Origin of the sequence: Microbacterium sp. (assembly GCF_044340635.1) — a bacterium.
Lineage (GTDB): Bacteria > Actinomycetota > Actinomycetes > Actinomycetales > Microbacteriaceae > Microbacterium.
Window position 1 is genome coordinate 42,782 of sequence record NZ_JBIITF010000019.1, and the last position, 19,895, is coordinate 62,676.

Genomic DNA, 19,895 nt, shown 5'->3' on the forward strand with positions numbered 1-19,895 from the left:
ACCTACCCTGGGGTCATGGCCGAGTCCCCGAGCGATGCTCTTACCGTCGATGAGCGCGCGATCCTCGATTTCGAGGCGGAGTGGCGTCGGCACGTGGGCGCGAAAGAAGAGGCGATCCGTGCCGAACTCGACCTCGCACCCGCGCGCTACTACCAGCTTCTGGGTCGGCTGATCGAGACCGAAGCGGCGCTCGCGTACGACCCGATGCTGGTCAAGCGTCTCCGCCGGATCCGGGACCAGCGCGACGCCGAACGCGCCGCCCGCGAAGGCGCGCTCGGACTCTGACCCTCGGTCGGCCGCGGCGTTGAGGGTTCGCACACACGACCGCCGGTAGCATTCTCAGGTGCCCCCGCCCCCCACCGATCGATTCGACGACATCTCCGCGTCCCCCGGCCGCGTCGGCGCGCACCGAGCCGAGAATCCTCGCGTTCGCGGCTGGACGACCTTCCTCTGGGCGCTCGCCGCGACGGTCGTCCTTGTTCTGCTGGGCATCTTCGCAAGCATGATCTGGCAGGGCAAGATCGTGCTCTTTCCGACTCCCGCGCCCTCGATCTCGGTCGTCCCCACGGCCGAACCCGTCGTGGACACCTCTTACACGGTGCTCGTGCTCAACGGCACGCCCGAAGAGGGGCAGGCGACGCTGGTGAAGGACGAGCTGGTGGCGAGCGGATGGCCCGAGGCCAACGTGCTCGCGGGCAACGCCGGTGACCGTGCCTTCCCGCTGACGACCGTCTACTACGCCGCGCCCGAGGCCGAGGGTGCAGCCCGCGGCCTCGCCGGTGTGATCGGTGCTGCAGAGGTCGTGCTCGACCCCGAGTATCCGCTCCCCGGCACCCCCGGCACGCAGCTGACCGTGGTGCTCGGACTCGACCGCATCGAGCCCGTCGCGACCGAGACGCCCGCCGGTTAGCCCGGGCGGAGGCCGGCACTCCGCACCCCATTCGCCCGCATGTTTCGGCAGAGTTACGAGTTGACGGCCCCCGTGTCAACAGTTGTGCTGGAGGCTCATCTGGCGCGATCCCGGTGGCTAGCATGACCCTGTCTCACCCGCGCAGCACAGGAGTTCACGCATGACCCAGGGCACCGTCAAATGGTTCAACGCCGAGAAGGGATTCGGCTTCATCACCGTGGTCGACGGGGGGCAGGACGTCTTCGTCCACTACTCGAACATCGACATGTCGGGATTCCGCGTCCTCGAAGAGGGGCAACTCGTCGAGTTCACGGTCGGAGCAGGGCAGAAGGGCCCGCAGGCCGAATCGGTCCGCGTCGTCTCTTGACGCGCGTTCCGGACGCGCGTTCGTGAAGGGTCGTCGCTTGATGCGCCCGCGGATGGTGCGTCGGCTTCGGCGCCGACCGCCGTGTCGACGGCGCCCCTCGGCGCGCGCGTCCTAGTCTGACGCGCATGAAGTCGCCTGCGCGGGCCCGCGCGCTCCCTCGTTCCGTGCGGCTCGCCGCAACCGTCGGTGTGCTCGTCTCGGCACTGATGCTCGGCGCTTGCGCCGCGGAACCGGCGCAAGCGGGCCCCCCGCCGGCGACGCCCAGCACGACGGCGTCCATCGAGCCCAGCCCCACGCCGACACCCGAGGCGCCCCCGATGGCCGTGCAGCCTCTGCGCGGTACGCAGGTTCCCGCCGAAACGATCACGGGCCCCGCCCTCGCGGCAAAGATCGACAACCACGTCGCGGCCCGCCCGCAGGTGGGTCTGGACCGCACGGACATCGTGTTCGAGGAGCTCGTCGAGGGTGGCCTGACCCGGTACGTCGCGCTCTGGTTCTCGGATGTGCCCGCCGAGATCGGTCCCGTGCGAAGCATCCGTCCCATGGACCCCGATATCGTTTCGCCCTTCGGCGGTCTGATCGCCTACTCGGGTGGGCAGCAGCGTTTCGTGGACATGATGCTCAATGCGCCCGTTCACAACGCCATCCACGGCGGTGCGGACGACCGGTTCATGTACCGCACCCCGTCGAAGGCCGCGCCCCACAACGTGCTCGTCAAGGCGCAGGAGTTACGAGCCGCGTACGCCGATGTACCTCCGCCGGCCCAGCAGTTCGCGTATTCGCAGCGCCCCCAGACGGCGTCTGCCGCGGCGTACGGGAGCGCGGCGAACGGGTTCGACCTGTTCTTCTCGGCGAAGGAGGGCCGGTCGTGGCGGTGGGACGCGGGATCCGGGCGCTACCTCCGTTCGCAGAACGGCGCGCCCGACCTGGATTCCGGGGGTGGGCAGCTCGCAGCGACCAATGTCGTCGCGCTTTCGGTGAGCATCGACTGGGCCTACGGCGACATCCCGAAGACCGTCATGGTAGGCAGCGGCCCGGCGTGGGTGGCAACGGGCGGGAAGGTCATCCAGGTCACCTGGACCAAGGCATCCGCTGACGCACCCATTCAGCTCACGAATCAGTACGGCACGCCGGTGTATCTCGCTCCCGGCAACACGTGGGTCGAGCTCGTGCCCGATGCGCGCGGTGGGAGCATCGCGGTCGTCTGACCTGAGTCATCCGGACTCTGCGCGGCTTGCACTCGGTGGGGGTGAGTGCCAGAATGGGCGTTAGCACTCGCCTTACCGGAGTGCTAAACCAATACCTACGTCCGGGAGGGACGACACACACATGGCAAAGATCATCGCTTTCGACGAAGAGGCCCGTCGCGGCCTCGAGCGCGGCCTGAACATCCTCGCCGACGCCGTCAAGGTGACGCTCGGCCCCCGCGGTCGCAACGTCGTGCTCGAGAAGAAGTGGGGCGCCCCCACCATCACGAACGACGGCGTCTCGATCGCCAAGGAGATCGAACTCGACGACCCGTACGAGAAGATCGGCGCGGAGCTCGTCAAGGAGGTCGCCAAGAAGACCGACGACGTCGCAGGTGACGGCACCACCACCGCTACCGTTCTGGCTCAGGCCCTCGTCAAGGAAGGCCTGCGCAACGTCGCGGCCGGCGCCGACCCCATCTCGCTCAAGCGCGGCATCGAGAAGGCCGTCGCGGCCATCTCGGCCGAGCTGCTCAAGAGCGCCAAAGAGGTCGAGACCAAGGAAGAGATCGCCGCTACCGCGTCGATCTCGGCCGCCGACACCACCATTGGTGACCTGATCGCCGAGGCGATCGACAAGGTCGGCAAGGAAGGCGTCGTCACCGTCGAGGAGTCGAACACGTTCGGCACCGAGCTCGAGCTCACCGAGGGTATGCGTTTCGACAAGGGTTTCATCAACCCCTACTTCGTCACCGACCCCGAGCGCCAGGAAGCCGTGTTCGAGGACCCCTACATCCTCATCGCGAACTCCAAGATCTCGAACATCAAGGACCTTCTGCCGGTCGTTGACAAGGTGATCCAGGAGGGCAAGGAGCTCGTCATCATCGCCGAGGACGTCGAGGGCGAGGCTCTCGCGACTCTCGTGCTCAACAAGATCCGCGGCATCTTCAAGTCGGCTGCCGTCAAGGCTCCCGGCTTCGGCGACCGTCGCAAGGCGCAGCTGCAGGACATCGCCATCCTCACCGGTGGTCAGGTCATCAGCGAAGAGGTCGGTCTCAAGCTCGAGAACACGACCACCGACCTGCTCGGCAAGGCGCGCAAGGTCATCATCACCAAGGATGAGACCACGATCGTCGAGGGTGCCGGCGACTCGGAGCAGATCGAGGGTCGCGTGACCCAGATCCGCCGCGAGATCGAGAACACCGACAGCGACTACGACCGTGAGAAGCTCCAGGAGCGTCTCGCCAAGCTCGCCGGTGGCGTCGCCGTCATCAAGGCGGGAGCTGCAACCGAGGTCGAGCTCAAGGAGCGCAAGCACCGCATCGAGGACGCCGTTCGCAACGCGAAGGCCGCCGTCGAAGAGGGCATCGTCGCCGGTGGTGGCGTCGCCCTCATCCAGGCCGGGAAGAACGTGTTCGACACGCTCAACCTGACGGGTGACGAGGCGACCGGCGCGAACATCGTTCGCGTCGCGATCGAGGCGCCGCTCAAGCAGATCGCCCTGAACGCGGGCCTCGAGCCCGGTGTCGTGGCGAACAAGGTCGCCGAGCTGCCCATCGGACACGGCCTCAACGCCGCGACCGGCGAGTACGTCGACATGTTCGCGCACGGGATCATCGACCCGGCCAAGGTGACGCGCTCCGCTCTGGAGAACGCGGCGTCGATCGCCGGTCTGTTCCTGACGACCGAGGTCGTCGTGGCCGACAAGCCCGAGAAGGCCGGCGCTGCCATGGGTGGCGGCGACCCGACGGGTGGCATGGACTTCTAAGTCCCGCACGAATCATAAGAAGGGCCCCGGCATTGCGCCGGGGCCCTTCTTCTTGTCTCGGCCTCAGAGGCGGCGTGAGGGTGCTCGTTCTGTCGCCGAGGGTGCCCGTTCGGTTCGCGGAACGGGCACCCTCGCTGTGGGAAGGGGCATCCTCGCGCTGGGGACGGGCACTCTCGCGGTTGGGTCAGCGGAACAGAGCCGCGTTCGTGATCTCGGCATCCGCGTATTGTCTGCCGGCCGACTCCAGCGCCGAAGTGATGGTGGCAAGGCTCTCTTCGACGTGTCGCTGCGTGGTGCGCCACCGTTCGATGGTCTCTTGGAAGGCCGCGGATGCCTGACCGGTCCACGCGGACTGGAGTTGGACGAGCTGGCCGAGCATCGACTGAGACTCGGACTGGATGCGGTCGATCGTTCCGCGGATGGCGGCGGACTGGGCGATGACGGCGTCGGAATCGACGGTGAAAACGGCCATGAGAGCTCCTTGAGGTGCGGATCGGTATCGCCGAGTGCCGGCGGATGCCCCGACGCTACGGGCCTGGCAGGCACGGACTGCGCGCAAGCATCCGAATCGCCCTTCGCTTTATCGGCCGCGCCGCTGGGGAGGACCGGTCGTCGAGTGAGCGAAGCGCTCGGAAGAAGGTGCGCTCAACGAGCGGAGGGCTGCGGCGGCAGAGGGGGGAGCGGCGGGAGCTTAGGGAGAGGCTGCGTGTCGAGGTACAGCGTCGACTCGGCCGCGATGGGGAACGAGACCCGGAACGTGGCGCCGCCGCCCGGAGTGTCTTCGACCTCGACGGTGCCGTTCAGCGCCGCGACGATCGAAGCCACGATGGCGAGCCCGAGGCCGGAGCCGCCGGTCTCGCGCGTACGCGATGAATCGGCGCGCCAGAAGCGCTGGAAGATGTTGTCGCGGATCTGCTCGGGGATGCCCTCCCCGTGGTCGACGATCGCCACCCACCCCATACCGAGCGGTGCGGTCGGGCTCACGGCGGTGACGTCGGTGCCGACCACGATCTCGATCGGCGAATCGTCGGCGGTGAAGCGACGCGCGTTGCCGAGCAGATTCGCGACGACCTGGCGGATCCGGTTCTCATCCCCGAGCACCACGGGTGGGCGGCTCACGGCGACCGGGATCGACTTCGTCGGGAACGACAGCTGAGCAGGGCCGTCCGCTGAATCCGACGCGGATCCGCCGCGCGGCGCCGGAACAGGGCGCGGGATGCGACGCAGGAGCGAGCGTGCACGGGCAGCGGAGCTCGCCCCGCCGCGTCGACGCGGGGCGGAGGCATCCTTTTCTGCGGGATCGGTGTCCACGGGGACGGTGCCCGTCGCGCCGTCGTTCTCGAGGGCGATCCGCGCCGCCAGGGAATCCGCGTCGATCACGGTCACGGTGCGCTGCGGTGCGGCGGCGCGCAGATCCATGCCCGCATCACGCGCGATCGGGCGTAGGTCGATCGGCGCGATTTCGACCTCGCGGCGCTCGTCGAGGCGCGCCAGGGCGAGCAGGTCCTCGACCAGCACACCCATGCGGATCGCCTCTTTTTCGATGCGCTCCATCGCCTGTGCGATGTCCTCGTCACCTCGGATGGCACCGATCCGATACAGCTCGGCGTAGCCGCGCACAGTTACGAGGGGCGTGCGCAGTTCGTGGCTCGCATCGCCGATGAAGCGCCGCATCTGGCGAACGGTCGCCTCGCGCTGGCTGAGCGAGGCATCCACACGATCGAGCATCGTATTGAGCGCGCCCGTGAGTTTTCCGACTTCGGTGCGGGGGTCGCTGGGTGTGAGTCGCTGGCTGAAGTCACCGGACGAGATGGATGTCGCGGCACGCTCGACCTGCCCGAGCGGGCGGAACGTCTGGGTGACGAGCAGGCGGGTGGTGAGTGCACCGGCCGCGATCGTGATGAGCCCGAGGATCGTGAAGACGCCGAAGAACGTCGCGACGGTCCGATCGATCGGGGCGAGGGGCTGCGCGATGATCTGCGTGTACAGCTCACCCGTGAGGCGCGGATCCAGCGTTCCCGCGCTGGCGTGATAGACCTCTCCGTCTTCCCCGTACAGCGTGAACGGCGTTGTTCCCGTGGAGTAGGTCTTCTCGAGCGTGTACTCCTCGGGCCAGATGGGGCCGCCCTCCTGGGGTCGACCGCCCAACGCTTCGCCCCCCGGTTCGTAGACGGCGATGAAGTAGTCGCCGGCCAGGGCCTGGTCTGTCAGAGAGATCTTGACGGTGCCGTCGTCTTCGTCGATCTCGACATCCAGCAGCCCGGCGGCGAGGTTCGACGAAGCGCGCGCTTCCAGCTGCTGATCTTGCGCGACGACGAGCGCGTTGTGCACGAACGCCATGGTCGCGATGCCCGACGCGAACAGGCCGATCGCGAGGATCGCCACGGTGACGCCGGTGACCTTGGCGCGGAGGCTGACGCCCCGCCACCACCGGGTGACCTTGTCGGGTTTGTGACGATCGCTCAGGGGAGCCCCCTACGCGGTCTTACCGGCCTTCAGCATGTAGCCGAAGCCTCGTTTGGTCTGGATGAGCGCTTCGGACGAGTGCGGGTCGATCTTGCGCCGCAGGTACGAGATGTAGCTCTCGACGATGCCCGCGTCACCGTTGAAGTCGTACTCCCAGACGTGGTCGAGGATTTGCGCCTTCGACAGCACGCGGTTGGGGTTCAGCATCAGGTAGCGCAGCAGCTTGAACTCGGTCGGGCTGAGGTCGATCGAGACGTCGCCGACCTTCACATCGTGCGTGTCCTGGTCCATCGACAGCTCGCCGGCACGGATGACCGCCTCTTCGTCGGCCTGCATCGTGCGGCGGAGGATCGCCTGGATGCGCGCGACGATCTCGTCGAGGCTGAACGGTTTGGTTACGTAGTCGTCGCCGCCGGCGTTCAGGCCCTCGATCTTGTCTTCGGTCTCGTCTTTGGCGGTCAGAAAGAGGATGGGGGCGGTGTAGCCGGCGCTTCGCAGGCGCTTGGTGACGCTGAACCCGTTCATGTCGGGCAGCATGACGTCGAGCACGATCAAATCGGGCTCTTCTTCGAGAACGGCCGAGATCGTCTGCGCGCCGTTCGAGACGGCCCTGACCTGAAAGCCGGCGAAGCGCAGGCTCGTGATCAGCAGATCGCGGATGTTCGGCTCGTCGTCCACGACGAGGATGCGCGGTGCAGTCATTACCCCATTATCCCCACTGGAGTGATGCATCCGCTGAATCCTGCCCTGATCGGCGCGTTCACGCCCTGGTCGGGTTGCTCGTCAGTCCAGACACGCACGGACCGCGCGCTCGATGACCGGGCGGATCTCGGCGTCGGGATCGACCGTGAGCCGGTGAAAGGTGAGGCCGTTGCCGCAGGCGAGCAGAGTCCGGGCCGCCTCTTCCGGCCGCCGCGCGCCGACTCCGCGGAGGAGCTCTGCCGTCCACTGGACGAAGATCGCTCGCTGGCGGATGAGGGGAGCGATGAGGGCGGTGTCGTGCGCGGCCTCGAGCGCGAGAGCGAGGCGGACACGCGTGCGGGTTGCCGCCGCGCCCGTCTCGGTCTCGACGAAAAGGCAGAACATGTCGATGAGGTCTTCGGGCGTCCGCGGACGTGAGCTGGAGCCGCCCGCGGCGTCGGCGCGCTCGGCCTCGGCGATCGACGTGATCAGGCCGGTGACGAGGGCTGCCCGCGTGCGGAACCAGTTCGACGTCGAACCTCTCGGCAGTCCCGCCCGCGCATCAACGCGAGCGTGAGTCAGCGCGCGGATGCCCTGTTCGCCGACGAGCGCGAGAGCTGCCGCGACAGCGCGATCGCGGGTGGAAGCCATAGGGGAACACTAGGTGCAACATCCGCACTATAAAAGTAGTGACACGACACTACGAAAGTAGTATTCTGCCCGACATGACCTACTTCGTGCTCGGCGTTTGGGTGATCCAGGCGGTCGTCGGCGCGTGGTTGCTCGTCGGCTGGGCACGTCACGGCCGTCACTATGCCCCGGCTATCGTCAGCCATGTCGTGCTCACCGTCGCCGTCCTGATCCTCTGGATCGTCTTCATGGCATCGGGATCGGTGATCTACGCGTGGGCGGCGCTGGTCGTCCTCACCATCGGAATCCCGCCGGGGGAATCGATGATGGTGCGCCGTTCGCGGCGGCTGCGGGGCATCACCGAGCCCGGCGCGGCGGACTATGGGCGGGCGATCGTCGACGTCGTGCGTGGCCGGATGCCCCGGCACGTGACGTTTCACGCGCTGTTCGCCGGCGTGGTCTACTTCTCGTGCCTGGGAGTGTGTATCGGCACAACCATCGCGGCGTAGGGCCAGCCGGCGGGGGACGCCGACGCCAACTCAGGCGGCGATGGCCGTCCCATCGAGGATCGTGTAGGCGTAGCCCTGTTCGGCGAGGAAGCGCTGACGGTTCTGTGCGAAGTCCTGGTCGACCGTGTCGCGCGCGATGAGGGTGTAAAAGCTCGCGGTGTGGCCATTCGTCTTGGGGCGCAGCAGGCGACCGAGGCGTTGTGCCTCTTCCTGTCGCGAGCCGAACGATCCCGAGACCTGGATGGCGACGGATGCGTCGGGCAGGTCGATCGAGAAGTTCGCGACCTTCGACACCACGAGCACCGAGATCGAGCCCTCGCGGAACGCCTGGAACAGCCTTTCCCGTTCGTCGACCGGCGTCGCGCCCGTGATCTTCTGCGCGTCGAGAGCCTCGGCGAGGATGTCGATCTGGTCGAGGTACTGCCCGATGATCAGGATCCGTTCGCCCTCGTGCCGCTCGACCAGCTGGCGCACGACGTCGATCTTGGCGTGTGCGGTCGCGGCCAGGCGGTATCGCTCGTCGTCGGCCGCGGCGGCGTACTCGAGGCGGTCGGACGCCGGAAGATCGATGCGCACCTCGTAGCAGGCGGCGGGGGAGATGAACCCCTGAGCCTCGATCTCTTTCCACGGAGCGTCGAACCGCTTGGGTCCGATCAGGCTGAACACATCGCCCTCGCGTCCGTCTTCGCGGACGAGTGTCGCGGTGAGACCCAGGCGGCGGCGAGCCTGCAGCTCGGCCGTGAGCTTGAAGACCGGGGCAGGCAGCAGGTGGACCTCGTCGTAGACGATCAGGCCCCAGTCGAGCGCATCGAGGAGGGCGAGGTGGGCGTATTCGCCCTTCCGCTTGGCCGTGAGGATCTGGTACGTCGCGATCGTGACGGGCTTGACCTCTTTGACCTGCCCCGAGTACTCGCCGATTTCTTCGGCGGTCAGGGTGGTGCGCTTGAGGAGCTCGTCACGCCACTGCCGGGCAGAGACGGTGTTGGTGACGAGGATCAGTGTCGTCGTCTTGGTGTCAGCCATCGCGGCGGCACCGACGAGGGTCTTGCCGGCGCCACAGGGGAGGACGACGACGCCGGATCCGCCATCCGTGAAACTGTCCACGGCCTGCCGCTGGTAGGGCCGCAGGTTCCATTCGCTCTCGTCGAGCGCGATCTCGTGCGGGGTGCCGGGGGTGTACCCGGCGAGGTCTTCGGCCGGCCAGCCGATCTTCAGCAGTTCTTGCTTGATGTGCCCGCGCGCCCAGGCGTCGACCGTGTACGTGCCCGGCACGGGCTGGCCCGTGAGCAGGGGCTGGATGCGCTTGTTGCGCGCGACCTCCGACAGCACGGCGCCGTCGGTGCTGCGCAGCACGAGTGTGCCCTCGTCGTCGCGTTCGATGACGAGCCGGCCGTAGCGGCCGACGGTTTCGCGGACGTCGATCGACACCGACGGCGGGACGGGAAACTTCGACCACCGGTCGAGCGTCGCCAGCATGTCTTCCGCGTGGTGCCCGGCGGCGCGGGCATTCCACAGTCCGAGCCGGGTGATCCGGTAGGTGTGGATGTGTTCGGGCGCCCGCTCGAGCTCGGCGAAGATCGCCAGCTCGTGCCGCGCCGTCTCGGCGTCGGGGTGCGCCACTTCGAGCAGCACGGTTCGGTCGCTCTGCACGATCAGGGGGCCATCAGACATAAGGGCCAATTCTACCGGTGCGCGCGGGTGCCGCGGCGCGGTTCACACGCGTCGGATGCCTCGGACGCTCGAGACCGGCAGGGTTCGCTCGACATCCGTGCCGCGCTCTCGGCCGCGCAGACGCCCGCCGCCCAGGCCGCTGGCCTCGAGGGTGAATGTGCGGGTCGACCCATCGGGCAGTTGGACGTCGACGTCGACGACCGCACGGAGGCGCACGGCGGCTTCGATCTCGCGCTCGAGCCAGGCGGTGTCCGCGTTGGAGGAGACGGACGAGCGAAGGGTTTCGATCAGCGCTGTGTACGCCTCGGGGGACACAGAACCGGGAGGGAGCGCGCTGGCCGCGATGCGATGGCGCCGCATGGGTTCTTCCGTGCCCGCACGATCGACCGCGACGGCCGGATACCGGGCGTCGATCAGCGCCCACAGTACGGTTTCGCGGGGCACGCGCGAGGTCAACGCCGACCCGTCGCCGGTTCGGACCAGGCCGAGGGAGCGGAGCGACTGGTCGACGGCGATCGTCTCGAGGGCCTGTGATGCGCTGCTCGTGACGAGCGTGCGGGGGGTCTCGGGCGGTGCGTCCGGGTCGTAGCCGACGCGGACGAGACCGTGTTTGTCGGCGGTCGTCCGTACGAGGTATTCGAGGGGTTGCGGTACGCCCGTGAGGGAGAGCCCCGCGAGGAACTCCAGCATCGACTCGGCGGTCTCGCCCTCGGTGAGCGCGGCGGCGATCGTCTCGGGCGTGAAGCGATACGAAGAGGCCTGCGCGTGCGACTCACGATGGGCGAGCTGGCGCAGGCGCACATCGAGTCCGGACGCGAGCGGGCCCGGAGAGATGGCCGTCAGGTCGTTCTGCAGGTAGATGCGGTCGACCTCGTGCGGGAGCAGGGCCCCCAACTCGGCCTCGGCACGCTCGGCGCCCGAGGGGAGGGCGCGCGACCACGGCGGGGCTGCGCCATCCGGCGCGATGAGGCCCCACACCATGGCCTGGGCCCGCAGGGCTTCCGCACGGGCCGGCCAGGAGGCATCCGCGGGGAATGTCGCGTTCCACGTCGACGGATCGGTCCACGCACCACCCGCGCGGATTCCGCGGGGAAGCTCGTCGCGCCACGCTGTCGCGACGAGCGACCAACGCCGCACCGTGGGTTCGCGCAGCCAGAGTTCGGCCTGCGCGGTGGGCAGCAGCCAGCGCCCCTCGACATCCAGCAAGCCGGCTGTGCGGGCGAGCGCGATCAGGGCATCCAGGTCTTCCGGGTGCTGAAGCTCGTCCGAGATTCGGCGACGATCGGCGGCCGCGATCGCGCCGGAGCCCAGGCGGGCGAACGGCGCGTGGAGCGACTGGATCAGGATGTCGCCGAGCGAGGCGACGCTCGTGAAGGCACGCTCGGCGGTCGCGCCCTCGGTCGCGGCGTCGGCCGGCGGCAGTGCGTCCTGCGACGACGCGGCGTCGAAGGTGACGAGGTTGATCGCGGCGGACGTCGAGGGGAGGGGGATGCCCGAGGCATCCGTCAGTCCGAGACTCCGAACCGTGGCGGCCTGTTCCTGGGGGACGGGTGTTCCGTCTGCGGCGGCCCGGGCCACGGCCGAGAGCTCGGTGGCGGTCAGACCCTGCAACGCCCGCGCGACGAACGAGGGATCGGTCAGCGCGTCGGCGGCATCGAAGTAGTCGCGCCAAGCGACCGTGGGCGACACCCCACGCGCCGCGAGCAGGGCGGCGAACTCCGAATCGTCGAGGGTCGCGAGGCGCGCGGCGAGCTCCCTCGTTCCCTCTGTCACGGTCGGCTCAAGACGATGCCTGATTCGCGCGCCTGCGACGCACCCAGGTGATGACGAGAAGCGTGATGATCAAGACGAAGGCGAGGGGCAGCCCGATGTTGGGCAGGACCGCGACGAGGGGCCAGATTCCGGATGCGAAGTCTTCCCGGCTCATGCCCGTGGCTGTTCCGATGATGATGGCGACGAAGCACACGATCGACAGGAGCGCGATCCCGAGCGACATGAACGCGAGGATGCGTTCGGCGCGCCCAGGCTGCAGCTGCGAAGAATCGGGAGACGTGCTCATTCGTCCGAGCCTAGTGGGCGCGGGTGCTCGGATCGATCGCGCGCCTCGCGAAGAGGTGCCGTAGGCTGGTATGTCGGGGGTTTCCCCGGATTCTTCAGCGCCTGCGGGCGCCAGACGCAACGAGGTAGTTCACGATGCCCACCGGCAAGGTCAGGTTCTTCGACGAAGAGAAGGGCTTCGGCTTCATCTCCACCGATGACGGCGAAGACGTCTTCCTGCACGCCACCGCACTGCCCGCGGGCACGCCCGCCCCGAAGCCCGGTACGCGCCTGGAGTTCGGCGTTGCCGACGGCAAGCGCGGGCTGCAGGCGCTGTCTGTGCGCGTGCTCGAGGCGCCGCCGAGCCTGTCGAAGGCGCAGCGCAAGCCGGCCGACGACATGGCGATCATCATCGAAGACCTCGTGAAGCTGCTCGACGGTATGGGCGGGGACCTGCGTCGCGGCCGCTACCCGAGCAGCTCCCACAGCAAGAAGATCGCCGCGGTCCTGCGTAAGGTCGCCGATGAACTCGACGCCTGAGTCCGAGCCGCGGGATTCCTCGGTGCCGGATTCCTCGGTGCCGGACGCTGAGGCGACGGACGCTGAGGCGACGGACGCTGCTGCGTCGGAGCCGACTGAGCCGCAGGAAACGGAAGCCCAGCCAGCCGAGCCCGACCCGCAGCTGATCGACGCGCGCGACCTCGCGCTCGCCGCGCTACGCGAGATCACCGAAGAGAAGACGATCGGTGAGCCCGCCGGCTATCGCGAAGAGCCCGACGGCGCCCTGTCGCTGCGATTCGCGAATCGCATGGCCGGGTACCCCGGATGGTTCTGGACCGTCACGCTCGCGCGCGTCGAGGGTTCCGCCCCGACCGTGCTCGAGGCGGAACTGATGCCCGGTGACGGCGCGCTGCTCGCCCCCGAGTGGACGCCCTGGGCCGAGCGGCTCGCCGAGTATCACGCCCATCAGGCAGAGCTCGACCAGGAGGCGCTCGCTGCCGAGGCCTCCGACGAGGGCGACGACGCGGACGATTCAGACGACGATTCCGACGACGACTCGGACGAGGATGACGTCGACGACCTCGACGCTGCCGATTTCGACGAGGACGGATCGCCGATCCTGCACTCGGGCGACGTCGACGGTGTCGACATCGACAACTTCTCCGACGACGCGGACTCGGACGACGATGATGATGAGTCGGATGACTCGGACGACGACGACTCTGATGAGGACGACGACGACTCTGATGAGGACGACGACGACGACTCGGACGAGGACGACGACGAGCCTGATTACGACGACCCTCGCGTCGACCGCAGCTATTGAGACGTACCTGCTGACCCGGGGAACGTCTCGGTCACTGAGCCTGTCGAAGTGACCCGTCCGGCCCGGCGCGATGCCTGGCTGCTCCCTTCGACAAGCTCAGGGAGCGCGGGCACCTAGGCCGTAGGCATCCGCTCGAGCGTGTACTCGATCGCGCCGATGAGCTGACGCACGTCGTCCGGCTCGATTGAGACGAACGTCGCGATACGCAACTGGTTGCGCCCGAGCTTGCGGTAGGGCTCGGTGTCGACGATGCCGTTGGAGCGGAGCGACCCCGCGAGGGCCGCGGCATCCACGCTCTCGTCGAAGTCGATCGTGACGACGACCTGCGATCGGTCGGCCGGATCGGCGACGAACGGCGTGGCGACGGCGGATGCTTCGGCCCAGTCGTACAGCGCCGACGACGACTCCTGCGTACGAGCCGATGCCCACGACAGGCCGCCGTTGTCGACGATCCACGCGAGCTGGTCGCGCAGCAGGAACAGGGTGGCGAGCGCCGGGGTGTTGAGCGTCTGGTTCAGGCGCGAGTTGCTGACCGCGTTGACCAGGCTGAGCGATTCGGGGATGTAGCGGTCGGACTTGCCGATGCGTTCGATCCGCTCGATCGCGGCGGGCGAGGCGAGGGCGAGCCAGAGGCCGCCGTCGGATCCGAGGTTCTTCTGCGGCGCGAAGTAGTAGACGTCGGTCTCAGCGATGTCGACGTCGACACCACCCGCGGCGCTGGTCGCATCGATGACGGTCAGAGCACCCTCGTCGCCGTGGACGCGCGTGACGGGGGCGAGCACGCCGGTCGAGGTCTCGTTGTGCGGCCAGGCGTACACATCGACGCCCGCAACGACCTCGGCGGTCGTGCGCTGCCCGGCGGGTGCGTTGCGCACATCCGGGGCCTCGAGCCAGGGGGCCTTCGCGGCCGCGGCGAACTTGCCACCGAATTCACCGAAGACAAGGTTTTGCGTGCGACGCTCGATCAGGCCGAAGGCCGCGGCATCCCAGAAGCTCGTCGATCCGCCGTTGGCGAGCAGCACCTCGTAGCCCTCGGGGGCGCGGAACAACTCGGCGAGCAGCGACCGAACGTCGCCGACGAGGTTCTTGACGGGGGCTTGGCGGTGCGATGTGCCGAGCAGGTCTGCTCCGGCGGTCGAGAGGGCAGCCAGCTGGGCGGGGCGGACCTTCGACGGACCGCAGCCGAAGCGTCCGTCGGCGGGCAGGAGTTCACTCGGAAGAGAGACGTGGGACATGCCCTCGATTCTAGAGTCGGCCAGGACCTGACTCCGGCCGTGTGACGGCCCGCTGGGTTAGGCTTGCCTTCGCAACCCGGACGCGAGGAACTAGCTGCCATGACCGATCTGATCGATACGACAGAGATGTACCTCCGCACCATCCTGGAGCTCGAAGAAGAGAACATCATTCCTCTGCGCGCGCGCATCTCGGAGCGCCTCGGACACTCGGGCCCGACCGTCTCGCAGACCGTCGGACGGATGGAGCGCGACGGCCTCGTCGTCGTGTCCGAAGATCGTCGACTCGAACTCACGAGCGCGGGTCGTCAGAAGGCCGTCGACGTGATGCGCAAGCACCGCCTGGCGGAGCGACTCCTCTCGGATGTCATCGGTCTGGACTGGGCGTACGTCCACGAAGAGGCCTGCCGCTGGGAGCACGTGATGAGCGAGCAGGTCGAGCGGCGGCTCGTCGAGCTGCTCGGTCACCCCACCGAATCGCCGTACGGAAACCCGATCCCCGGGCTCGACCAGCTGGGTGATGTGCCCGCTGCCGTGTTTTCACAGGGAGTTGTCGGTCTCGTGCGTCACCTCAACGAGGTCGGCGGTCCCGTCGAGGGCACCGTGCGTCGCCTCGCCGAGCCCGCGCAGGTCGACCCCGAACTGCTCGAACAACTGCGCAGCGCCGGTGTGATGCCGGGAGCCAAGGGGCGATACCGCTACAACGAGGGCTACGTTCTCGTCGAAATGGACGGATCGGACGAGGGCCTCGAGCTCCCCGTCGAGGTCGCCGCGCACATCTTCCTGGTGGACGTTTCGGTCTGATATGGATGCGGGAGTGTCCTGTTTCGTCCACAGGCGCCGCTGTCGAAGTGACAGAACCGTTACCTTCCGGTAACCTCGAAAAGTCCACCGCCGATAAGCCAGGCGGGGGAACTCCCGGCCCGAACGCCCCTCTAGGCTCGTCCACTCGGCCGGCTGAACCACGAACATCGTGGCGACGAGCCAGCACCTGCTACGCGGGTGTCGGGGCAGGAGGAAACGTTTGGCTGAAGAGAACGACTCGCCAGAAAGCGCCCCCGAAGCGCAGGTAGCGAGCCAGGCCCGTTGGGGACGGCCGGCTCGGAGCGAGACACAGAAGCCACCCCGACCTCGACGAGCGACCAAACTTGAGCGTCGCGCAGCGCCTGGTGGGCGCGCCACAACGGTGCGCACGGGCCGCCGCGGTCCGGTCCGCACCATCCTGACTCTTGCCGTCGTCACCGGCCTTGTCGCTACCGTCGCCATCCCCGCATACGCTGCCTGGCAGCCCGAGGCTGAAGCAACGACGCTGCAGCAGCTCGCGGCTGACGGTGCGCAGACCCTCGTGGTGGCATCGGATGTCTCGGATTCGACCCTGGCCCGAGGCTCGTATTCGGCGACCACGCCGGACGAGATCTCGAAGAAGAAGGCCGAAGAAGCGGCCGCCGCCGCCGCTGCTGCTCGCGCCAAGGCGGCAGCCACCCGGTCGTCGTCGTCATCTTCCGGGGGGTCGTACGCGGTTCCCGCCGGTGTTCCCCTGGTCGCGCCCGGGTCGGGCCTCGTCCGACGCCCGCTGCCCTACTTCAACAACTTCGGAGCGCCCTACGCGGGCCACCGCGGTACCGACTACATGGTCGAGCGCGGCACCCCGATCTACTCCGTGGCCGACGGCGTCGTCACCGCATCTTCCGACGGTGGCGGCGGACTCGGCGTGACGATCACGATCATGCACAACATCAACGGCCACGCCGTGCAGACCGTCTACGGGCACATGCTTCCGGGCAGCCGTGCGGTGGGCGCCGGGGCGACGGTGAGCGCCGGCCAGCTGATCGGTCAGGTCAGCGATACCGGTCTGGCTTTCGGCACCCACCTGCACCTCATGATTCATGTGGATGGCACCCGCGTCGACGCTGAAGGCTGGCTCGCCGCGAACGCGGGTTGATCGAGACCTCTGTCATGCCTGCGAAGCCGCCGACTGACGCCCATGAGGACTCGAGCCTCGAACGGGTGCGGCCAACGGGAACGCTCCGGCGACGACTGTCGTTGCCGCTCGCGAAGTTCGCTCAACCGCGCGCGGCCTCAGGTGGCGCGGGTCGTGCTCCGGCTCGCAGCATCCTGACCCTGTCTATCGTGACGGGACTTGTGGCGACGGTGGCGATCCCCGCGTACGCGGCGTGGAAGCCCGAGACGGAAGCGAAAACGTTGCAGCAACTCGCGGCCGACGGAGCGCAAACGCTCATCGTCGCGTCGGATGTGGGCGACGGCACGCTCGCGCGGGGGTCATACTCGGCGACGACGCCCGAAGAGATCGCGAAGAAGAAGGCCGCCGAAGCTGCCGCCGCGCGCGCCAAGGCGGCCGCGTCGGGCGGTTCGGTCACCGTCGACCTCAGCAGCATCCCGGCCGGTTCCGGTGCGATCGGATGGCCGCTGCGCAACATCTCGAACATCAGCGACCGCTTCGGTGCGCGCGGCGGGTCGCACAAGGGCGTCGACATGCTCGCCCCCGCGATGTCGCCCGTCTACGCATCGGCAGATGGGGTGGTCAGCCAGTCCACCGAGGGCGGCAGCGGCGGCTACGGCGCGTACGTCCGCATCGAGCACGTGATCGACGGGGTTCGCGTCAGCACGCTGTACGCGCACCTGTCGTATGGCACGCGCGAGGTCGAGGCCGGGCAGACCGTCTCGCGCGGCCAGGTCATCGGGGGAGTGGGGCGCACCGGGTATGCGACGGCGAACCACGTGCACTTCGAGGTGTTCGTGAACAACGCCAAGGTCGACCCGATGCCGTGGCTCGGGCCCTACGGCACCTGAGTTCGCGACACGGATGAACCTTCGGCATCCGTGAATCTCGCACGCCGAATCGTGGGGTAATCTGACCCCGAACGCTTGCTCGAGCGATGGGAAATGCCGATGGATATCACGCCTCGCATCCGAACCCGGAATGCGCACGGTCGTTACGTCCTTCGTCATCGCGTGGACGGATGCCACGGCACGACCGTGGCCGCAAGGCGCTGCCCCTAGGGACGGCGCTTTTTTTCGTCCTCGCAGCCTGTCGCGCCCGCGGGCGTCGCTGTATCGAATACCGCTGAAGCCGTCACGGGCTATTCGAGAGGACACCCGATGCGCACTCTGGTGCTGAACGCAGGATACGAACCGCTGGCCGTCGTGTCATTCAAACGAGCTCTCGTGCTCGTGATGAATGCGAAGGCGACGATCATCGAGCGCGTGGAGGGCGATCCCGTGTGGGGCGCTCGAGGCGCGGTCGATCGTCCGGCGGTGATCCTGCTCACGCGCTACGTGCGCGTTCCGCAGTCGCGTCGCGTGCCGGTGACGCGGCGGGGCGTGCTGCGTCGTGACGGCAACCGCTGCGCGTACTGCGGCAAGGGTGCCACCACGATCGATCACGTGCTGCCGCGGTCGCGCGGGGGAGCGGACTCGTGGGAGAACCTCGTCGCCTGCTGCCTGCGCTGCAACAACATTAAGGGCGACCGGACCCCGGCCGAGATGCGCTGGGATCTGCGCTACATGCCACGGCCGCCGCACGGCACGCAGTGGACGGTGCGCGGCACCGAGCGTGCCGACCCGCGGTGGGAGCCGTACCTCGAGCTCGCGGCATGACCCCTACGAGTCCGGATGCTGGGGCTCGGTAGACTTGGTGGCCTAGCCTCTGTAGCTCAATGGAAGAGCAGTTCCGTCCTAAGGAAAGGGTTGGGGGTTCGAGTCCCTCCAGGGGCACAGTCTCTTTTTGGATCTGACCTGGAATTCATTCTTTGGTACCAGCTCAAAGTATGTGTTTTTGGCCGCTTTTTGGCCGCACTACGAAAACCTGCGGGCGGATTTGCAGCGCAAACAAGCCCCTGCGCGGCGCGTCGTTCGACGTCTCAGAACCCCAAAATCGAGCACTTCGGGCGAGATGTGTCTCGCTAGAAAACTGAGCAATCTGCTCTACGGCCGCTGCCGCCGGGCATATCGGGTCTGCGGACCCGCCGGCAGCGCCACCAGCGGCATAGCATCATTTAGCCGTTGCGCGACGGCATCCAGATCGTCGTCGAAGAGATCAGCGTAGGTGTCGAGGGTCATCGCCGCCGACGCGTGCCCGAGCATCCGCTGCACGGCCTTCACGTTCGCCCCCGAGCTGATCGCGAGCGATGCAGCGGTATGCCGGAGGTCGTGCGGCGTCAGACGCGGGATCGACGGATCAACCGCCTGCGCGCGCTTCACCGCGTTCGCGAACCATCCCTGCGCACCGGAGTTGCGCATGTGACTGACGCCGTCGCCGAAGAGCAGCCCTTCCGGGCCCTTACCCGCGCAGGCCTCCTCGATCATCGGAGCGAGCCGCTGGGGATATGGGACCGAGCGCCTCTCGTGCGTCTTGGGCGTGCCGACATGGATCTCATAGGCAATCATCACCGCGTTCTCCTCAATGACGAAACGTCGACGCAGCCGGTTCACGCTGCGCACCCGCAGCCCCGTCGCCTCGCCCCAGCGCAGGCCTGTATACGCCAGAGTCAGGACCATCGTTGGATGCGCCGAGCACGCCGCCAGCGTCGCCACCTGGTCGTGCGAAAGGTATACGCGGCGCTTGCCCGGACCGTTGCGAGGGAGATTACGAATATGGCGGGCCGGATTGTTTGTGAGGCGGCGATCGTCGATGGCGACATCGAGGATGCCGGCGAGGACACCCAGTGCGCGAAGAACGACCGTGCGCGACTTCTGCGTTGCGAGCTCTGATACCCAGTCTTGGACTTCGGAGCGCCGAATCGACCAGATCTCCCTGTCTGCCCAGATCGGAGAGACGTGGTTGCGCCACGCCTGCTCGAGCGTCATGTAGTACGAGGGCTTCGACATTGGCGGGTGCTTGGAACGCAGCCAACTATCGGCGAACATCCGGACCGGAACCCGCGACGACGACGGGTCGATGTACTCGCCCTTCGACTTGGACACAGTGACCATGGAGAGGTAGAGCTGCGCGTCACGCATCGTCGTGAAGCCGCGCTTCTGCGTTTCGGTGGGGACTGCTGCACGAATAGGTGACAGGTTGTAGTCACGCCGCCAGTGCGGCGGTCGTGTTCATGATGGTCTCGAACTCGATGGGCGTCAAACGGCCCAG

The 19,895-nt window shown here is 67.6% G+C and carries 21 protein-coding genes and 1 tRNA gene; 13 read left to right on the plus strand and 9 right to left on the minus strand.

Going from position 1 to position 19,895, the window contains the following annotated elements; genetic code table 11:
- The first annotated feature begins 15 nt into the window (after positions 1-15).
- The 5 genes from ACIQ0W_RS14270 to groL all read left to right on the plus strand — a co-directional run bounded on the left by ACIQ0W_RS14270 (position 16) and on the right by groL (position 4,232).
- Positions 16-285, plus strand: coding sequence for a DUF3263 domain-containing protein (locus ACIQ0W_RS14270; RefSeq protein ID WP_396643384.1), 270 nt, complete (start codon positions 16-18; stop codon positions 283-285).
- Positions 286-343: 58 nt separating this feature from the next.
- Positions 344-910 carry a LytR C-terminal domain-containing protein gene (locus ACIQ0W_RS14275; RefSeq protein WP_396643385.1) on the plus strand — a complete coding sequence of 189 codons (567 nt, stop codon included), beginning with the start codon at positions 344-346 and terminating at the stop codon, positions 908-910.
- Positions 911-1,070: 160 nt separating this feature from the next.
- Positions 1,071-1,277 (plus strand): cold-shock protein, encoded by a 207-nt coding sequence (locus ACIQ0W_RS14280; RefSeq protein WP_036300326.1) that lies wholly within the window; start codon positions 1,071-1,073, stop codon positions 1,275-1,277.
- A 125-nt stretch (positions 1,278-1,402) separates the two neighbouring features.
- Positions 1,403-2,485 (plus strand): DUF3048 domain-containing protein, encoded by a 1,083-nt coding sequence (locus ACIQ0W_RS14285; protein WP_396643386.1) that lies wholly within the window; start codon positions 1,403-1,405, stop codon positions 2,483-2,485.
- Between the two features lie 121 nt (positions 2,486-2,606).
- A complete protein-coding gene (gene groL / locus ACIQ0W_RS14290; protein ID WP_396643387.1) occupies positions 2,607-4,232 on the plus strand; it encodes a chaperonin GroEL in 1,626 nt (541 codons plus the stop codon).
- A gap of 184 nt (positions 4,233-4,416) precedes the next feature.
- Here the strand turns inward: groL and ACIQ0W_RS14295 are convergent, their stop codons facing one another.
- The 4 genes from ACIQ0W_RS14295 to ACIQ0W_RS14310 form a co-directional block, all read right to left on the minus strand.
- The gene (locus ACIQ0W_RS14295) at positions 4,417-4,704 is read right to left on the minus strand and encodes a WXG100 family type VII secretion target (RefSeq protein ID WP_396643388.1); all 288 of its coding nucleotides are present in this window, start codon (positions 4,702-4,704) and stop codon (positions 4,417-4,419) included.
- Positions 4,705-4,877: 173 nt separating this feature from the next.
- Positions 4,878-6,617: an ATP-binding protein gene (locus ACIQ0W_RS14300; RefSeq protein ID WP_396643389.1), complete on the minus strand. Its 1,740-nt coding sequence runs from the start codon at positions 6,615-6,617 to the stop codon at positions 4,878-4,880.
- A gap of 90 nt (positions 6,618-6,707) precedes the next feature.
- Positions 6,708-7,400, minus strand: a complete 693-nt coding sequence (locus ACIQ0W_RS14305) for a response regulator transcription factor (protein WP_396643390.1) — start codon at positions 7,398-7,400, stop codon at positions 6,708-6,710.
- 81 nt (positions 7,401-7,481) lie between these two features.
- Positions 7,482-8,030 (minus strand): TetR/AcrR family transcriptional regulator, encoded by a 549-nt coding sequence (locus ACIQ0W_RS14310; RefSeq protein ID WP_396643391.1) that lies wholly within the window; start codon positions 8,028-8,030, stop codon positions 7,482-7,484.
- Positions 8,031-8,104: 74 nt separating this feature from the next.
- On the opposite strand from ACIQ0W_RS14310, the gene ACIQ0W_RS14315 reads away from it, so the two are divergent.
- The gene (locus tag ACIQ0W_RS14315; RefSeq protein ID WP_396643392.1) at positions 8,105-8,518 is read left to right on the plus strand and encodes a hypothetical protein; all 414 of its coding nucleotides are present in this window, start codon (positions 8,105-8,107) and stop codon (positions 8,516-8,518) included.
- A 30-nt stretch (positions 8,519-8,548) separates the two neighbouring features.
- On the opposite strand, the gene ACIQ0W_RS14320 is transcribed toward ACIQ0W_RS14315, so the two are convergent.
- The 3 genes from ACIQ0W_RS14320 to ACIQ0W_RS14330 are packed head-to-tail and all read right to left on the minus strand — an operon-like array spanning position 8,549 to position 12,248.
- Entirely contained in the window at positions 8,549-10,189 is a 1,641-nt protein-coding gene (locus ACIQ0W_RS14320; RefSeq protein WP_396643393.1) for a DNA repair helicase XPB, read from the minus strand.
- 42 nt (positions 10,190-10,231) lie between these two features.
- A complete protein-coding gene (locus ACIQ0W_RS14325; RefSeq protein WP_396643394.1) occupies positions 10,232-11,962 on the minus strand; it encodes a helicase-associated domain-containing protein in 1,731 nt (576 codons plus the stop codon).
- Positions 11,963-11,969: 7 nt separating this feature from the next.
- The gene (locus tag ACIQ0W_RS14330) at positions 11,970-12,248 is read right to left on the minus strand and encodes a multidrug ABC transporter ATPase (RefSeq protein WP_396643395.1); all 279 of its coding nucleotides are present in this window, start codon (positions 12,246-12,248) and stop codon (positions 11,970-11,972) included.
- A gap of 134 nt (positions 12,249-12,382) precedes the next feature.
- Here ACIQ0W_RS14330 and ACIQ0W_RS14335 point away from each other — a divergent pair, with 134 nt between their 5' ends.
- Both ACIQ0W_RS14335 and ACIQ0W_RS14340 read left to right on the plus strand, forming a co-directional pair.
- Positions 12,383-12,766 (plus strand): cold-shock protein, encoded by a 384-nt coding sequence (locus tag ACIQ0W_RS14335; RefSeq protein ID WP_100811644.1) that lies wholly within the window; start codon positions 12,383-12,385, stop codon positions 12,764-12,766.
- Positions 12,750-13,553, plus strand: coding sequence for a DUF3027 domain-containing protein (locus tag ACIQ0W_RS14340; protein ID WP_396643396.1), 804 nt, complete (start codon positions 12,750-12,752; stop codon positions 13,551-13,553). Before ACIQ0W_RS14335 ends, ACIQ0W_RS14340 begins: the two co-directional genes overlap by 17 nt.
- A gap of 113 nt (positions 13,554-13,666) precedes the next feature.
- On the opposite strand, the gene serC is transcribed toward ACIQ0W_RS14340, so the two are convergent.
- A complete protein-coding gene (gene serC / locus ACIQ0W_RS14345) occupies positions 13,667-14,788 on the minus strand; it encodes a phosphoserine transaminase (protein ID WP_396643397.1) in 1,122 nt (373 codons plus the stop codon).
- A 99-nt stretch (positions 14,789-14,887) separates the two neighbouring features.
- On the opposite strand from serC, the gene ACIQ0W_RS14350 reads away from it, so the two are divergent.
- The 5 genes from ACIQ0W_RS14350 (at position 14,888) to ACIQ0W_RS14370 (ending at position 18,520) form a co-directional block, all read left to right on the plus strand.
- The gene (locus ACIQ0W_RS14350; protein WP_396643398.1) at positions 14,888-15,589 is read left to right on the plus strand and encodes a metal-dependent transcriptional regulator; all 702 of its coding nucleotides are present in this window, start codon (positions 14,888-14,890) and stop codon (positions 15,587-15,589) included.
- A 382-nt stretch (positions 15,590-15,971) separates the two neighbouring features.
- Positions 15,972-16,727 carry a M23 family metallopeptidase gene (locus ACIQ0W_RS14355; protein WP_396643399.1) on the plus strand — a complete coding sequence of 252 codons (756 nt, stop codon included), beginning with the start codon at positions 15,972-15,974 and terminating at the stop codon, positions 16,725-16,727.
- 14 nt (positions 16,728-16,741) lie between these two features.
- A complete protein-coding gene (locus tag ACIQ0W_RS14360; protein ID WP_396643400.1) occupies positions 16,742-17,596 on the plus strand; it encodes a M23 family metallopeptidase in 855 nt (284 codons plus the stop codon).
- A 309-nt stretch (positions 17,597-17,905) separates the two neighbouring features.
- A complete protein-coding gene (locus ACIQ0W_RS14365) occupies positions 17,906-18,403 on the plus strand; it encodes an HNH endonuclease (protein WP_396643401.1) in 498 nt (165 codons plus the stop codon).
- 45 nt (positions 18,404-18,448) lie between these two features.
- Positions 18,449-18,520 (plus strand) — tRNA-Arg (locus ACIQ0W_RS14370).
- Positions 18,521-18,730: 210 nt separating this feature from the next.
- On the opposite strand, the gene ACIQ0W_RS14375 is transcribed toward ACIQ0W_RS14370, so the two are convergent.
- Positions 18,731-19,765, minus strand: a complete 1,035-nt coding sequence (locus tag ACIQ0W_RS14375) for a tyrosine-type recombinase/integrase (RefSeq protein ID WP_396643402.1) — start codon at positions 19,763-19,765, stop codon at positions 18,731-18,733.
- Positions 19,766-19,895 lie beyond the last annotated feature (130 nt).

Excerpts from the sequence above, each read along its gene's own strand:
- ACIQ0W_RS14335 (WP_100811644.1), top strand. The coding sequence starts at position 12,383 with ATGCCCACCGGCAAGGTCAGGTTCTTCGACGAAGAGAAGGGCTTCGGC.
- ACIQ0W_RS14340 (WP_396643396.1), top strand. The coding sequence starts at position 12,750 with ATGAACTCGACGCCTGAGTCCGAGCCGCGGGATTCCTCGGTGCCGGAT.
- ACIQ0W_RS14320 (WP_396643393.1), bottom strand. The coding sequence starts at position 10,189 with ATGTCTGATGGCCCCCTGATCGTGCAGAGCGACCGAACCGTGCTGCTC.
- ACIQ0W_RS14365 (WP_396643401.1), top strand. The coding sequence starts at position 17,906 with ATGCGCACTCTGGTGCTGAACGCAGGATACGAACCGCTGGCCGTCGTG.
- ACIQ0W_RS14280 (WP_036300326.1), top strand. The coding sequence starts at position 1,071 with ATGACCCAGGGCACCGTCAAATGGTTCAACGCCGAGAAGGGATTCGGC.
- ACIQ0W_RS14305 (WP_396643390.1), bottom strand. The coding sequence starts at position 7,400 with ATGACTGCACCGCGCATCCTCGTCGTGGACGACGAGCCGAACATCCGC.
- ACIQ0W_RS14350 (WP_396643398.1), top strand. The coding sequence starts at position 14,888 with ATGACCGATCTGATCGATACGACAGAGATGTACCTCCGCACCATCCTG.
- ACIQ0W_RS14360 (WP_396643400.1), top strand. The coding sequence starts at position 16,742 with ATGCCTGCGAAGCCGCCGACTGACGCCCATGAGGACTCGAGCCTCGAA.
- serC (WP_396643397.1), bottom strand. The coding sequence starts at position 14,788 with ATGTCCCACGTCTCTCTTCCGAGTGAACTCCTGCCCGCCGACGGACGC.
- ACIQ0W_RS14270 (WP_396643384.1), top strand. The coding sequence starts at position 16 with ATGGCCGAGTCCCCGAGCGATGCTCTTACCGTCGATGAGCGCGCGATC.
- ACIQ0W_RS14295 (WP_396643388.1), bottom strand. The coding sequence starts at position 4,704 with ATGGCCGTTTTCACCGTCGATTCCGACGCCGTCATCGCCCAGTCCGCC.
- ACIQ0W_RS14310 (WP_396643391.1), bottom strand. The coding sequence starts at position 8,030 with ATGGCTTCCACCCGCGATCGCGCTGTCGCGGCAGCTCTCGCGCTCGTC.
- groL (WP_396643387.1), top strand. The coding sequence starts at position 2,607 with ATGGCAAAGATCATCGCTTTCGACGAAGAGGCCCGTCGCGGCCTCGAG.
- ACIQ0W_RS14330 (WP_396643395.1), bottom strand. The coding sequence starts at position 12,248 with ATGAGCACGTCTCCCGATTCTTCGCAGCTGCAGCCTGGGCGCGCCGAA.
- ACIQ0W_RS14315 (WP_396643392.1), top strand. The coding sequence starts at position 8,105 with ATGACCTACTTCGTGCTCGGCGTTTGGGTGATCCAGGCGGTCGTCGGC.
- ACIQ0W_RS14375 (WP_396643402.1), bottom strand. The coding sequence starts at position 19,765 with ATGCGTGACGCGCAGCTCTACCTCTCCATGGTCACTGTGTCCAAGTCG.
- ACIQ0W_RS14285 (WP_396643386.1), top strand. The coding sequence starts at position 1,403 with ATGAAGTCGCCTGCGCGGGCCCGCGCGCTCCCTCGTTCCGTGCGGCTC.